We start from the raw sequence: 13,104 nt of genomic DNA, 5'->3' as shown, positions 1-13,104 counted from the left end.
GGAAGATGAAAGTCTGAAAGCCCGCCGATGAGCGGGCTTTTTTGCGCTCATTTTTCGAGGAAGCGATGGACGATTTTCTGCAGAACCTGCATTCGCCGTATTGGTGGCTCTCGGTGGTTACCGTAGGGATTCTCTTGAGCATCGTCGCTGCGTACGCAACACGCGGCCTAGACCGGCTCTTCCTGTACTTCGGAAAGAAGTGGGCTGATCGGTCGGAAAAATCCAAGGATAAATTTGCTCGCACGGTTGCAGCGTTGCAGCAGAGTTCGGAGGCGCGTGCCGCCTATTTTCGGGAAGAAGTGAGGTATCGACATACGGCGATATTTGGCGCCGTCGTGGCTACATTCCTCTTGGGCCTCCTGGGAACCATTTCTATAGTTGATCCGCATCAACTTATAACGAGGGGAGCTGGCGCTTCACTCGGATACGGCATGTTTCCTGCGTTTGTCTACGGGTTCTACGCGATTTCGTCTTGTATTGTCGCGTTTATGTCGACCGCGTCATATTCTGCAGCCCAGAGTATGGCGCGCCACTTGAAGGCAGCCGAAGGGCACTTGCTACCGTAGCATTGAGGCACCTATCGCGTTGCCCATACCTTCCTTTCCCGTCGCCGGTCGTATGTCTTCCGGACGATGCGTTCATCGGCATGTCCGGTCGCATCGATAATTCGATCATCACCTTCCTCCTGTCGATCGGTGACGGCCGCCGGACGCATGTCGCGTAGCGCGAAACGTTCGAACTGAACGCCGCGCGCCTTCGCTTCCTTCTCGCAGTAGCCCATCAGGCGCGACCAGTTCGTGTTCCATCCGCTACGCGTGTACACTTGGCCGGCCGTGTTGCCGAACACGTGAACACCTGACGTCCGTTGCAGCGCGAGCGCTTCGTCGATCACCGCCTTCAGTTCGGGCGACCACAGCACGAGCTTCGTGCGCTGCTGCTCGCCGGCCTTGCGCTTGCCGATCGGTACCTCGACGCCTTCGAGGCGGATGCTCTGGCGGTGCAGCTCGCGCATCTCGGTCGGCCGGCTCACGGTCAGATAGGCAGCCTTCACGCATAGCGCGAGGATCAGGTACGCAGAACTGGGGTGCTGATCGCCGACGCTTCGGCGTGACCGTGCGACTTCCACGGCGAGATCGATCTCATCCTGGCGCACATAGCGCTGGCGCGGCCGCGTCGGGTTGTACTCGATGCCGCGGCACGGGTTTGTTTCGAGCTCGCCGCGGCGCCGGCCGTATTCGAGGATCGCGGACAGGAGGGCGATTTCCTTGTTCGCTTTCGCTGGCGCGCCGAGCTGCGCGCGCTTGTCGAGGTAGCCGTACACATGCTTCGGCTTGATAGCCGCCGGTGACATCTTCCCGAAGACCTTGACCAGCCGCTTCGACTCGACGCGGTTCTCGTCTAGGGTGGACTGGGCCTTGCGGCGCTCGTCGGTGTGCGGCAGCCCGTCCTGCCATTCGAAGTACCGTGCGACGAGCGCTTCTACCGTGCCAGGTTCGATCGCGTTCCCGTTGAGCGCCTCCGCGCGCTCGATCGCCTGCTTGCGGATCTCGGCAAGGGCTTCCTTGTTGTGTGCCGGCGCCGACAGGCGAAACGCCCAGCGTCCGTTCGGCAGCTTGTAGCCGAAGCTGACCTTATGTTTCCCGTAATGGGCGTACAGCCGGAAGGGCAATCCATCCGGCCGTTTGCGTCGTCCGATCATGTTTTGAGTGCGGCGAAATTGGGTTCTTCCTGTGCGGCGGCGCGGGGCCGGCGCGTGTGCGCTGATGGCGGTGCGGTGCCATTCATGCGCGCGTCGTAGTACTCCCGCGCGACGAGCGGCACGCCGGCGATGTTGACCGCGAACGGCCAGTGATTGCGCTCGAGCCAGCGCTTCATGCAGGCGTGACTACACGGCTTGCAGCCGACCGTCGAGGTGGCGGCCGGCGGAGCGCTTGCCGACTTTGGTGAAGTGGTGGTTCGCCGCGAAGCGAAAGGCAGGTTCGCGAACAGGCGTCACCCCGCACCCTCTGATGGCGGTCCCGTTCGGCTCGACCGGCAGCCACTCGCCCCATTGCTTGAACAGGAACGGCACGCCGGCGGTCGCGCACTGGTCGCGCAGCGCACGGGCCCAGTCGGGATGCATCGGCCGCGCGCCGGGGCCGCTTTCGCCGCCGACGATCACCCAGTCGATTTCGGGCGAGCTATATCCCGAACCGTCCTCGGCATAGTCAGTGGTCGGACCATGAATCCATGGCGCATCGGCAGGGCAGTTTTCGCAGGACTGCATTTCCTGCATGCAGCAGACGCCAGTCGGATCGAACCACGAGCGAAGATCGACCGGACCGAGCAGCGGCTCCATGGACAGGAATCGGCGGCGCGCGGGCGTCATGAGAAGCTTTTCAATGTCGCGATCGGCCTCGACCTGATCGACGATCGTCGCGCCGAGCCAGACGCCCGGCCAAGGCAGCTCGTCCCACGTGTTGAGCCCGCACGACAGCTGGTCGACGACTTCGTTGAGCATCGCGTGCGCGTTGCCGATCCGCTTCGTCAGGAGCAGCCAGTCGAGGTTCGGCGTCTTGGCGATCAACCTGAACAGGTCAACGCGCCACGCCGGATCGACAGCTTTGTCGAACACGTCGGCGAGCGACGCGCAGAACACGCGCATGCGTGCTGGTATGAAATCGACGCTGTTGCACATGGGGCACATTTCCCACAGCAGATCGTTCGGGCCGCGTCGTACGAAATCGCGTCGTGCGCCACGCCAGTGGCACGCAACGCACTCGACGAACGGTTGCGCGTTCCATGCGAGTGGCTTGCGCCAGTTCGTGGCCGAGGTGCGGCGGCGCGCCGCGCCGGGTCCCCAGTTCACAGCCGTGCCGCCGCCGAAGCGCGCATTGCGCGCCTCGGCGTAGCAGTGATTGCAGCCAGGGCCGACCTTCTGGCAGCCTTCCCACGGATTCCACGTGGAATCACACCATTCAATTTTGCTGTTCTCGCTCATAGGTCGATGTCCACGTATTTGGTGACGAAGCGCGCGTCCTCGCTGTGGTGACGGCGGTAGATGATGCGGATACCACCGCCGAGGTCGAGCGCGCGGCCGCGCTCGTTGTCGTCGTTCAGCTCGGCCTGGTGGTCGCAGCAGACAGACCGCAACGTGACGGCAAGTCCCGCGGGGTCGTCGAGCAGCCGCTGCAGGAAGTCGTGGTTGATCTCGATGAGGGTTCGCGTGCTCATGCTGCGAGCTCCTCTTCGTCGACATCCATGGAATGCTGAATGACGCGGCCGCGCTCGCCGACAGGGATCGTCACAAGACCCGCTGCGGCAAGGAACGGATTGCGCTTCATGGCGCTGCGGGCTGCATCCGACTTGATCGAACCCGGGCAGGGCACATCGGGCTTGTTTCCGTAGGCCCAAACTGATCGCCACTGAGCGCGACCGACGGGCGGAATCCAGTCGACGATATGCACCTCGGTGCGGTGAAGTGTCAGCAGCTCGCTGACCCGTTGCTGTGTGACGCCACAACGCTGCACCAGCTCGCGAACCGATAGCGATTCGTTCTCGAGCATGGCGCGCATGCGATCCCACGCAGGCGTCGCGAACTGGCCGCGGCGTCGAGGTGGGCGCGTGACTTTGAGCACGGTTCGGGCGTACGTCTGAACCGACTTGCGTGTGCGTCGCGGAAACGCAGCGTAGAGGGCCTTGGACGGGATGTTGGACGGATAGAGGCGGGCGAGCAGGCGCTTCTCGCCAGTCGTCCACGGGTTCCGTGTCGACGTCGACATGCTTCGATTCCTCCGGATTTTTACAGATGGTCGAGCCGCTATGGCCGAGCGGACTCAAGTTTGAGACGTGACCGTCGATAACTCAGGGATGAAGACGACAATCACCAAGGCAGAAGCCCACGAAGTACTTGACGCTGCGACCAAACTCGTCGAGGCCCTGGCGGCCGCAAACGGGGTCGCGGTGGATTCCCAAGAGGGACAGGTGCTGTACGACAAAATCGTGTTCGGCGCGCTTAACGAGTGCATGCCGAATGCAACGATTGAGCAGCTGTTCGAGCTACTTGAAAAGCCGGAGGTCGGCCATTAACCGATGATTGGCTGGCTCGTCGGCGCGGCTGATTCGCCACAATCGGAATCACGGCCCGGCGTACCGTCGCTGCAGTGGAAAACGTGGGTGCGCCTCGCGTTCGTCGAAGCGGGCAGCGATTGGCGCAGCTTGAACAAGCTCGCGATCGAGAACGGCCATCTGCGCGATTACCTCATCGTGCCGGAGATGCACAACGGCGTGCTCGGCGTGAATCGTTGACCGTGACGAACAGCGACGCGATCATGGCGCTGATCGCTGGCCACTCGCAGGCGAGGCAGCGCCAGGACGGGCTGTCGTATCGAGCAATCTCCGAGGAAACGCACATCACGGTCCGGACGCTGGAGCGGAACGCGCAGATAATCCGGAAGCGCCTCATTGGCCTCGAACAACAGGCCGTGCAGCGATTGACGCCGCTCTTCGAGCGGAACAACGTAACTTTTCCTGAGACCGCCGAGGCGTAAGGGGTACAGCCAAAATTCCCCTTGCAAATGTGGCGGATAGGGTGTAGATTTTCGCCAGATTGCAGAGTTGCGACCAAAGCCCGCTGAGCCGACAAGCCAGTGGGCTTTTTCGTTGTGGCGTGTCCGCGCTATACTCGCCTCGGCCTTAGCTGCGCCGGCGGGGAAGACGTAGCGAGGTGATCAGCCAGCGCGCCGAAAGGTGCAGACGGGTTTCCGCCGCCCTGCTGGCACCATGCATTTCAAGCCCGCTGTGCGATAGCCAGCGGGCTTTTTCGTGCGGTGTTATTTCGCGTTAGGTTTGGTACGGGGAACGCGCTTGACCGTGGGCTTTGTTTTTTTCGCTACAGGTTTCACTGCCTTCTTTGCTGCAACTCGCACCGTCGGCTTGGAATCCTCGAGTACCGCAGCCAGTTGTTCCCAAGTGTATTTGTGAGCGTTGACGCTGTTGCCCTTCGGCCACCATTCGACGGACCCCTTGCTAAATTTCAGGGCGCCGATCTTGCGGCCATTGGTACTTTTTACGGTCAGAATTTGATCGACTTTTCCGATTTCAACTTCGGAAGTGAGTGCCAAGCTGACTTTTGCCATAGTTATTAATCCCCGTAGTGTGCCGGATTGTCCCGGTGAGTAATTCTACGATGCGGCGCGAAACCGATGAGCCGGCTCGTTGAAAGAACCGATTGAATGTTTGGCTGGTCGAATACGGTCTTACAGGTTCTCTCGGCCTTTTTGACGGGCTGCTTCAAGATGGTCGTGACCTGAGTCCGTGAGGCGATGGCCGCGATTGCCAGACTCGACGAGACCGCGATCGCCGAGAAGGTGAGCATGATATCGAACTTCAGACACCGAGTAATTCGACTGAGTCGTTTCGTTCAATGTGTCCTTCAGGTCAATACTTGAAAGTTCTTCTTGTGGGCTGTCCTCCAGTGCGATGAGGATGCCCAAGAGCAAGGCTGGATTTCGCTTCATTTGATCTTCCCGTGATTTTTTTGGTCGTAGCGCGATTTAGCGCTCTGCCGTCCGCTGGAATCAGGTCGGGGGGCCGAGAGCGCCGGCAGTCATTATGACAAAAGCGAAAGCGCTAGTGTGTGAGGCCGTTACGCGCCCATCACCCCCTGAGGTGCTGTTCGGCGACTTGAACTGGATCAGCCGTATCGTGCCGGCCGATGGTGTTGCCGACTGGGTAACCGAGACGTTCCTGCGGGACGGAGCGCCGCTGCACAATGAGGACCATGCGCACCTGATCGACGCCGACGTCGCCTACCTCTGGGCGGCCGTCGAGAACGTGCGCCAGATGCGCCGCGTCGTCGGACAGCGCGAAGAGGTGATGATCCGCGCCGGCGGCTGGCAGCGCGCACGGCACGAGCAGCAGCTCTGCGAATGGTTCGGCCGTGTGCCGGCGTTCTCGTCGAGCGCAATCTGTGCCTTCCGGCGCTCGTCGGTACCTGGCAAACCCTCCTGCCAATCGAAATCGGTTTCGTAGAGCGCTTTGAGCGTGGCTCGGGGCGCGGCGTATTGCCTTCCGGCCCCGACCATCACCCTAGCCTTGATGGGCTGCCGTAGTCTGGTTTCGGTGGCCCAAAAGCTTCCTCATCAGATTTTTGCCGGGGAGTTCGATGGTGCGGTATGTCAGCCACGAGAGTGCGATGGTCGCGATGAAAAAGGCAACGAAGAAGCTGCGGCTGTTATATGGCAACTCGTGTCCGGACGCGATCCCGGTTATGTGTGCGGCGAGTTGCATCGGAAAGTGCACCAAGTAGATCGAATATGAAATGGTGCCGAGGAACACAAGCGGAGGAAGTTTGAGCACCTTGTTGACGACAGCCCCTCGCATCGCCCCGACAATCAATGTGGGAAAGCAAACCAGAGTAATCGCGAGGTCCATGGCGCTCGAAAATCTGGAACCGGCGCAGTAGTACAGGAAGCACGCAGTCGATGCAACTGCAAGGAGGTCGTAGGCAGGTCTTGGAACCGAGACCTTGTCGAACACGTCGTTGATGCGGAACAGTGCGACGCCGATACAGAAGCCGAACGTCGCTCGGAAAATATCATTGTCGATGCCGAAGAAGGTCGCGCTGCTGATCAGGCCGTTACGAAACATGGCTGCTAGCGCGACCACGAATCCAATTCCCACCAGAACTGAAGATACCTTTCTCCTGGTCGAAATGACGGCAAGGAAGGCGAAGTTTACGACGAATTCAGCAGAGATTGACCACGATGGCGCGTTGAACGAGAAGCCGCGCTCGAGCCCGGTTCTGTTTAGCAGCAGGAGGTTGAGGGCAAATTCTCGCTTGTCGTTGAAGGCGTAGACAAACGGGGATGAGTCGAGATGCTGCACCAGCACCCATTGCATGATCGCGACGAGACACAGCATGACGAAGTGAAGCGGATACAGGCGTGCGACTCGATCGCGAAGATTCGACGAGAAGTTCGGCGAACGCTTTTCATTCCAGTAGGTGCGGGCGAGCACGAACCCGGAAAGCACGAAGAAGAAGTCGACGAGCAGCATCCCATGACCGTAGAACGGGGCCATCAGACCGGGAAACGGAGACGCATGAAAGTGGTTCGTGTAGTGCCAGGCGATCACGCCGATCGCTGCCAATGCTCTGAGGCTATCTAGTTCGTGCAGCCGTTCGTTTCCGCTCATCGTGCCATGGCCTGATGTTGAATTTGCGCGATTGTATCTGAGAACGGATCGCCGCCTCGGCGGTCGCCACGGCTCGTTCCGAACAAGCAGCCGCCGCTCTCAGGCGGCTTGTTCGCTTACAGGGAATCGATGAAGAACGATCTTGCGACGAGCGCTGCGAAGGCGGTATTGGAGATGGGCTGCAATTTTTGGTTGTGGCTGAGGAACCACGACATCAACTGCTGGGTAGCCGTGTATCCGCTTCAGGATCCAGGTAGTGCGATATGTCGACCTGAGCGGGGGCTTTGCTGACAGCGCAAAGCGATCGCCACCGATAGCGTTGTACGGTCATTCGTCGATCGGAACGAATCGAAATTCAATAGTATTCGTCCAGTGAACCCTTCACGAGCAGGCAGCCTTTATAACGTCCAAGCTGACGATCAAACAGTTTTATGGGTGTGACTTTTGCTCGGGGTTCCCATGGGTCGTTGTAAAAGACGGTTGTATCCTGCACTCCCGTGACAACGATGGCATGCGCTGTGCCGCGGAAAGCACCGCCTGCCCAGATGGGGCCGTGCTTTTTCAGAACGTCTTCCAACCATTCCGCAGTGACTTCGTCGGGCCGCTTGAGCGGTACGAGACCTTCGACTTTCGCGAGCTCGCTGATCGACGTTAACGGGAGCCCCTGATCCTTTAGCCAAATCTTGGGTAGGCCACGACGTGGTCCGGGACGACGGTAATAGGAAACCATGCACACGGCCGCATACCAGCATGCCCTATCTCCATGTGGTTGCAGACCTTCGTTTCCCTTCTCCAGCATCAACCACGTACCGTCGGAATTTTTTCGTTGACCGACGAGCGGCACATCCAATATCCGGTAGTTCGGTCGGTTCATTTGCAGTCTCCGGAGTGACGCTATCCGCTGAAGAATAGGAAGACTTGCAACGGGAAGCAATGGCGGTGACCTGGAGTGCGACGCCGGGTATTCGGCGACCCGGGCGCCTTTCAGATAGCGACGTTACGTGCAGCAGCCCGTTTCAGGGCCGATCCGTTCGTCGCTTCCTTCCCGGCTAAGGTTTGCACGCGCCGTGCCGTTATCTTCCCAGGACAGCCCTCGTGCCTCGAATGCTGATCCGTTTTCTTGCCTGCTCGCGTTCCGCGTGAGCAGGCTTTTTTCGTTTACGGCGACGGAAACCTGAAATTTGGCGGAATAGAGCAGGGACTTGGCGTGAACCGACAAAGCGCAACAATCTTACATTGGTGTAATGTATCGTCTTCCTCGTGCCCTCATGATTTGCAGGGCCGTTCGATCCCGACGATCACTGAAGGCGTCGGGATTTTTTTTTGCCTGCATGCAGATGTCCCGACGATGAGCCGCCACGGAATGCATGCCGCAAAGAACGGTATATTTTGCGACGAGACATTCCGATCAAGAGAGCAAGCAGAAGGAGTCACCAACCCATGCCGGAAACCCGGACCACGCTTCGCGTCGCGACAACGCACGACGCGCCCGTCATCGCTCGCCTGCACACCCTGAGTTGGCAAACCGCATACAGCCATATCCTTCCGGCGGCCTATCTGTCCGACGAGGTGCCGACGGAGCACGCGCTCCGGTGGCGGAAATATCTCGATCGCAATGAAGACGAGTGGGGCCTCGTGCTGATCGCCGAGTCGGATGGCGAGCCCGTCGGCTTCGTCAGTGCCGAACGCCCAGTCGACCCGGCGCTCGGCGTGCTGCTCGACTGCCTGCACGTCCACCCTTCGCATCACGGCAGCGGCACGGGCAAACGCATGATCGAAGCCGTTCGCGCGTGGGCCCGGACGATCGGCGTGGACAAGGTCCACCTGCAGGTGCTGGAAGGCAACGTCCGCGCGATCGGCTTCTATGAGCACAACGGCTGGCAATTGGCCGGTATCGAAACGAGCCGGATCGGCCAGACGGAGGTCACCGATCGGATCTACGCGATACAGGCCTGAAGGCTTGCCGATATCCGGACGAACGGTCGCGCGCCAGGCCGCCACTCCCGGCTGCTACGATGTCACGCCGGGCGAAAGCCGAATTTGCTCCGTCGTTACTCGCCGCAATACCGCACAAGCAAATCGGCCTCCGTCTCGTGGATCTCGACGGGCAGCGTCGTCGCGCCCGCATAAGCAAGGTAGCGTGCGCGATGCTGGCCGTTGCGGAACGACGCGACACCGACTTTCGACAGGCCGGGGATGCCGAGCAGCGTTCGCGTTCTCGTTTCGCGAAACGTGATGAACGGCATGTCCGGAATCCTGTCCTGGTTCGGATCGAGGAATTCGCGAATACCTGCTGCTTTTCCGGGTGCCCAGTACTGAACTGACGGCAGCACGTAGTCCGTCGTGTCGCGGTCGGCGCAGGTCAGCAATTTCTTCAAGTCGATCGTCACGACCCGATGTCGCGAGTCGTCGGACGAGAATACCCGCTTGAGGTGCGTATAGGCATAGGGGGCGTGCCCGGGAAGCTGGATAATCCAGACATCTACGCCGTTCTGTTGTGCGCGGGCGAGCGTCATTATTTCCTCAGGTGGCGCAAGCGGACTTCGTGGCCGGAGTTTAGCAGTGCGATTGCGACAGCGGGGCAGGTCGATACCGGGAATCGGAAAACGGAACGATTCACAGCGGAACCGGACGCGCAGAAGGAACGGTTGACAAAGCGGATGCGGTCATGCGTCGATGATCGATATCGACAGGTTGCGGGAATATCGCGATACTGCCAGCAGAAAGGAAGCGCGGCGCGAAATTCACGCAAGCTTCATACAGTGTCGCGAAGCCGGGCGGGCGCAGATCGTCAAAAGAACAGAGAGGGTGGATTGACCGGAGAAAACCATGTCGTCGAGACTTGAGATCGAATATCTCGATTACTGTTTCACCGCGACGCTCGAAATCAGGGAGTCCGGCCGGACGGGCGTTGTCGACTGGAAACTGGAGTCCGATTCGCGAAGCAAGACGCTCGCGTGGATCGTGTTCGACCGCTTTCTCCAACGGAATGACTTCGCCGATGAAGAGGATGCGCGGGCAAATATCGTCGACTGGCTGGAGCGGCTTGCCGACCCGAGGTCCGGCGCGTCGGCCGAAATTGCGAAGGCAAGCGCGGTTGCCTCGGCAGGGGCGGCGGCAACAGACCCATCGACTGCCGAAATCGTCGGCGAAACCGCTATTGAAATCGTCAGCGATCTCGACTGGATCGATATGGTCGTCGACTGGTTTTCCAGCGGCTCGCCTTGATGACGAGACCGGGTTGTCCTGATGCAGGGTAATTGTATTGTCGAAACGTGGTTTCACGAAATTCAGCACAAGAAAATGAAGCCGAAATCTCCTCGCTCGAAAAAATAGAATAATCCTGCTTTGACATCGTCCGCGATTTACCGGAAACTGGGCCGCTTCTGAAAACGTCCGCTTGAGATAAAACAAAATAGAACGCAAAGCGTGAAAAGAAGAGCGCTGCTGACGGCTGGCGCGATCGTTGCCGCGGCCGGTCTGGCAGGGTGTACCGCGATGCTGTTCGAAGACGGCTATTACGAAGAGACCGTCGACCGATTCTTCGTTAGCGAGGACGGCAAGAAATTCGTCGTGCTCGGCAAGAAATATCACTACATCTTCGACATGCCCGAGTATCTCGGCGCCGTATTGGCGTCGTCGTACCGGAGGTCGATCAAGGCGTCGCTTTACGACTTCGTCGCGCAGGGCGGCAAGATCTCGGGCAAATTCCGGCTCGAACTCCGCCGTACCGATATGACCGACGTCGACCGGGATCGCGCGCTGGCGGACGGCGTCACGAAGGACGGGCGCGACGATCTGAAGATGAAGGGCGCGCTGGACGGTTCGCGCTATCTGGCCGACGGTTTCGCGCAGGGCAAGACGTGGTCGTCATTTACCCATTACCCATTCGTACACGATTCAGGTGACCGACCGCATCACGACTTCCGGCAAGGTCGTTCGCGTGCTCGCGACGCCCGTTACGCTCGTGGCCGACGGCGTGATGATGGTCGGGGCGGCGGTGCTGTTGCCCGTCTTCGTGGTGGTGCTCGCGCCGTCCGCGAGTCTCGCGCTCGGACCGTGCACCAGGCGGCTCGCGGGCCTGCCTGATACCGCCGCATTGTCATCAAAGGGTGAGTTGCCGCACAGACCGTCGTGCGGCCCGCGATCACAATTTGACCGGTTGACCGTTCTTCCCCGGCCCGGTCAACCGTTTCCCCGCTCGCTCGCGCAGGAGCGGGGCTTTTTGCCCGTCCGACGCAGGAGCGTTGCGTCGGCGGAACCGGACAGGCGTTCGGCAGGCTGCGTAATCGAACCAAGCGCACCCCGTCATCCGTTCGCCTGATCCGCACGAATCGTTTTCCTCGTGCCTGAGCGAACCCTCAGGCCCATTGCCGGCTTCGGCCGGCGATGCCTTGGTCCCGGCAGCGTGCAGTAGCGCTGCCGGGATGCTTTTTGCGCCGACTGCGTTGCATCACATCGTGCGCAGCGGGCATGTCGACCCGCTCAGCCAGCCTGTTCGACGCTGGTTTCCCATCCGTCGTATTCACCTCCGAGCGAACGCACTTCGCGATTGAGCGCAATCGTATGGCGCGTGATGTCGGCCAGCGCCATGGTGCCTTCGTGCGAAAACCGTACGGCCGACTTGCCGTCCTCGGTCGGCGCGACCGATTCGACCGGATAGCCTTTCGCTTCGGCCCAGTCCGCGAACTGGTGTGCGTCGCTCGGGTCCTGGAAGTAGGCCCAGTGCATCACGCGCCGGCTCACGTCGCTGGCGTCGCCTTTCTGCCGCAGCGCATCCAGCACGCGCATGTCGCGCATGATCTGCCAGTCGTCGTCGGTCGGGTAAAGGGTCTGCCAGTACGCTTCCTTGTCCGGATCGTCCTGGTGTGCGTACTGCAGCGCGTAGGTTGTCTGTTCGGCCAGCGAGTCGACGATCTCCGCCGCGGCTTCTTCGTCGAACGGCACATAGAACAGAAAATCCCGGTTGCCGTCGACGGTGATGCGGCCGACCTGCACGCCGCCTTTCGCGGCGATCGTGGCGTCCAGCAGATCCTCGATTTTCGCGAGGTCGGCGAATTCGTCGCCGGTCGGCAGGCCTTCGGGCGTCGGATGCGCAAAGGGGACGCGCACGCTGAGCAGCGACGTGCGCGGATCGCCTTCGGCGATTTCCGCAAAGCTGTGGTTGAAGCTGATGAAAGCCTGATGGTCGCCCATTCTGGCAGGGAAGGTTCCCCAGGCGTCGGTCATGTGTTTCTCCCGTACACGATTGTCTGTTGACGGTTGCAAAGCGTCCCAATGTATCATCGAAAATCGCGTTCGCCGGAGACGCGCGCGTGATGGCGGACCCTGCGGGTAACGTATGCGAGATCCGGGGCTGTCCGTGACCCGCGCATGTGCGTGACGGGCCGCAAATGCGGGCCGTAAAAAATTCGAAGGAGATTCCGATGTCGATGTTTGCGGTGAATGGTGTCCGAATCGATCCACTCAGCGCGCGCGTGACGCACGTGCGCTGGGCGGCCGTGAATCCGGCCGACCGGTCGTGGGTGGCGACGCCGAGCGAGGCGCCGGTGGTGGAAGTGGCGCGCGCACTCGCGTCCGGCAACGATGTCCGCGCGATCTTCTCGGAGTCGGACGCTACCGCGGTCGGGCCCAGGCTGAAACGCGTGTTGTACCGCGATACGTCGGAAGGCATCGAGCTCGACATCGATGCGACGAGCGAGTCGCGCACGTTGCGGGATCTTCCGCAGAGCTGACCGGGTCGGCAACGCGCTGCCGGTAGCGTTCGCAGCCGCATTGATTGCGACACGTGGCCGAGAGGCCGCTCGCGCAACGTCGATCGTGAGGAGTATTATCGGACAACTGCCTTGCTGCATTGCCGATCGCGCCGAACGGTTTGACGGGCCGCGCGATGTGTGGCGAGCCGGTAGCAAAAGCGAATCACGCAAA

The 13,104-nt window shown here is 60.5% G+C and carries 20 protein-coding genes; 9 read left to right on the top strand and 11 right to left on the bottom strand.

Going from position 1 to position 13,104, the window contains the following annotated elements; all coding sequences use genetic code 11:
* The first annotated feature begins 65 nt into the window (after positions 1-65).
* Positions 66-566 (top strand): hypothetical protein, encoded by a 501-nt coding sequence (locus tag JYG32_RS06055; RefSeq protein WP_213264990.1) that lies wholly within the window; start codon positions 66-68, stop codon positions 564-566.
* An 11-nt stretch (positions 567-577) separates the two neighbouring features.
* Here JYG32_RS06055 and JYG32_RS38855 read toward each other — a convergent pair whose 3' ends face one another.
* Genes JYG32_RS38855 through JYG32_RS06030 form a run of 5 tightly spaced genes read right to left on the bottom strand, consistent with a single transcriptional unit; the run spans position 578 to position 3,761 of the window.
* Positions 578-1,699 (bottom strand): hypothetical protein, encoded by a 1,122-nt coding sequence (locus tag JYG32_RS38855; RefSeq protein WP_249744599.1) that lies wholly within the window; start codon positions 1,697-1,699, stop codon positions 578-580.
* Complete coding sequence (locus JYG32_RS06045; RefSeq protein ID WP_213264989.1) at positions 1,696-1,875, bottom strand: DUF4224 domain-containing protein; 180 nt, start codon at positions 1,873-1,875, stop codon at positions 1,696-1,698. The genes JYG32_RS38855 and JYG32_RS06045 overlap by 4 nt, the downstream gene beginning before the upstream one ends.
* Before the next feature lie 10 nt (positions 1,876-1,885).
* The gene (locus tag JYG32_RS06040) at positions 1,886-2,980 is read right to left on the bottom strand and encodes a phage Gp37/Gp68 family protein (RefSeq protein WP_213264988.1); all 1,095 of its coding nucleotides are present in this window, start codon (positions 2,978-2,980) and stop codon (positions 1,886-1,888) included.
* The gene (locus JYG32_RS06035; protein ID WP_213264987.1) at positions 2,977-3,213 is read right to left on the bottom strand and encodes a hypothetical protein; all 237 of its coding nucleotides are present in this window, start codon (positions 3,211-3,213) and stop codon (positions 2,977-2,979) included. The genes JYG32_RS06040 and JYG32_RS06035 overlap by 4 nt, the downstream gene beginning before the upstream one ends.
* The gene (locus tag JYG32_RS06030) at positions 3,210-3,761 is read right to left on the bottom strand and encodes a hypothetical protein (protein ID WP_213264986.1); all 552 of its coding nucleotides are present in this window, start codon (positions 3,759-3,761) and stop codon (positions 3,210-3,212) included. Before JYG32_RS06030 ends, JYG32_RS06035 begins: the two co-directional genes overlap by 4 nt.
* Before the next feature lie 88 nt (positions 3,762-3,849).
* Between JYG32_RS06030 and JYG32_RS06025 the strand changes: the two genes are divergently transcribed.
* The 3 genes from JYG32_RS06025 (at position 3,850) to JYG32_RS06020 (ending at position 4,529) form a co-directional block, all read left to right on the top strand.
* Positions 3,850-4,068: a hypothetical protein gene (locus JYG32_RS06025; protein ID WP_213264985.1), complete on the top strand. Its 219-nt coding sequence runs from the start codon at positions 3,850-3,852 to the stop codon at positions 4,066-4,068.
* A gap of 87 nt (positions 4,069-4,155) precedes the next feature.
* Positions 4,156-4,287 carry a hypothetical protein gene (locus tag JYG32_RS39445; RefSeq protein ID WP_283842730.1) on the top strand — a complete coding sequence of 44 codons (132 nt, stop codon included), beginning with the start codon at positions 4,156-4,158 and terminating at the stop codon, positions 4,285-4,287.
* A complete protein-coding gene (locus JYG32_RS06020; RefSeq protein WP_213264984.1) occupies positions 4,284-4,529 on the top strand; it encodes a hypothetical protein in 246 nt (81 codons plus the stop codon). Before JYG32_RS39445 ends, JYG32_RS06020 begins: the two co-directional genes overlap by 4 nt.
* Before the next feature lie 282 nt (positions 4,530-4,811).
* On the opposite strand, the gene JYG32_RS06015 is transcribed toward JYG32_RS06020, so the two are convergent.
* Together JYG32_RS06015 and JYG32_RS06010 are read right to left on the bottom strand one after the other, a co-directional pair.
* Positions 4,812-5,117: a hypothetical protein gene (locus tag JYG32_RS06015; protein WP_213264983.1), complete on the bottom strand. Its 306-nt coding sequence runs from the start codon at positions 5,115-5,117 to the stop codon at positions 4,812-4,814.
* A 120-nt stretch (positions 5,118-5,237) separates the two neighbouring features.
* Positions 5,238-5,498, bottom strand: coding sequence for a winged-helix domain-containing protein (locus JYG32_RS06010; RefSeq protein ID WP_213264982.1), 261 nt, complete (start codon positions 5,496-5,498; stop codon positions 5,238-5,240).
* A 166-nt stretch (positions 5,499-5,664) separates the two neighbouring features.
* Between JYG32_RS06010 and JYG32_RS06005 the strand changes: the two genes are divergently transcribed.
* Positions 5,665-6,012 carry a putative metallopeptidase gene (locus JYG32_RS06005; protein ID WP_249744598.1) on the top strand — a complete coding sequence of 116 codons (348 nt, stop codon included), beginning with the start codon at positions 5,665-5,667 and terminating at the stop codon, positions 6,010-6,012.
* 57 nt (positions 6,013-6,069) lie between these two features.
* Here the strand turns inward: JYG32_RS06005 and JYG32_RS06000 are convergent, their stop codons facing one another.
* Both JYG32_RS06000 and JYG32_RS05995 read right to left on the bottom strand, forming a co-directional pair.
* The gene (locus tag JYG32_RS06000; protein WP_174381688.1) at positions 6,070-7,176 is read right to left on the bottom strand and encodes an acyltransferase family protein; all 1,107 of its coding nucleotides are present in this window, start codon (positions 7,174-7,176) and stop codon (positions 6,070-6,072) included.
* Between the two features lie 355 nt (positions 7,177-7,531).
* A complete protein-coding gene (locus tag JYG32_RS05995; RefSeq protein ID WP_174381687.1) occupies positions 7,532-8,050 on the bottom strand; it encodes a papain-like cysteine protease family protein in 519 nt (172 codons plus the stop codon).
* Between the two features lie 566 nt (positions 8,051-8,616).
* On the opposite strand from JYG32_RS05995, the gene JYG32_RS05990 reads away from it, so the two are divergent.
* Positions 8,617-9,132 (top strand): GNAT family N-acetyltransferase, encoded by a 516-nt coding sequence (locus JYG32_RS05990; RefSeq protein ID WP_213264981.1) that lies wholly within the window; start codon positions 8,617-8,619, stop codon positions 9,130-9,132.
* Between the two features lie 95 nt (positions 9,133-9,227).
* Here the strand turns inward: JYG32_RS05990 and JYG32_RS05985 are convergent, their stop codons facing one another.
* The gene (locus JYG32_RS05985) at positions 9,228-9,692 is read right to left on the bottom strand and encodes a plasmid fertility inhibition factor family protein (RefSeq protein ID WP_174381685.1); all 465 of its coding nucleotides are present in this window, start codon (positions 9,690-9,692) and stop codon (positions 9,228-9,230) included.
* 313 nt (positions 9,693-10,005) lie between these two features.
* Between JYG32_RS05985 and JYG32_RS05980 the strand changes: the two genes are divergently transcribed.
* Both JYG32_RS05980 and JYG32_RS05975 read left to right on the top strand, forming a co-directional pair.
* Entirely contained in the window at positions 10,006-10,404 is a 399-nt protein-coding gene (locus tag JYG32_RS05980; protein WP_213264980.1) for a hypothetical protein, read from the top strand.
* Positions 10,405-10,674: 270 nt separating this feature from the next.
* Positions 10,675-11,265 (top strand): hypothetical protein, encoded by a 591-nt coding sequence (locus JYG32_RS05975; protein WP_249744597.1) that lies wholly within the window; start codon positions 10,675-10,677, stop codon positions 11,263-11,265.
* A 396-nt stretch (positions 11,266-11,661) separates the two neighbouring features.
* On the opposite strand, the gene JYG32_RS05970 is transcribed toward JYG32_RS05975, so the two are convergent.
* Positions 11,662-12,405: a DUF695 domain-containing protein gene (locus JYG32_RS05970; protein ID WP_213264979.1), complete on the bottom strand. Its 744-nt coding sequence runs from the start codon at positions 12,403-12,405 to the stop codon at positions 11,662-11,664.
* Positions 12,406-12,602: 197 nt separating this feature from the next.
* Here JYG32_RS05970 and JYG32_RS05965 point away from each other — a divergent pair, with 197 nt between their 5' ends.
* Positions 12,603-12,911: a phosphatidylserine/phosphatidylglycerophosphate/cardiolipin synthase gene (locus JYG32_RS05965; protein WP_213264978.1), complete on the top strand. Its 309-nt coding sequence runs from the start codon at positions 12,603-12,605 to the stop codon at positions 12,909-12,911.
* Positions 12,912-13,104: the final 193 nt, after the last annotated feature.

Origin of the sequence: Burkholderia pyrrocinia (assembly GCF_018417535.1) — a bacterium.
In the GTDB taxonomy this organism is placed as follows: Bacteria; Pseudomonadota; Gammaproteobacteria; order Burkholderiales; family Burkholderiaceae; genus Burkholderia; species Burkholderia pyrrocinia_E.
This window is presented reverse-complemented; position numbering and strand designations above follow the sequence as displayed.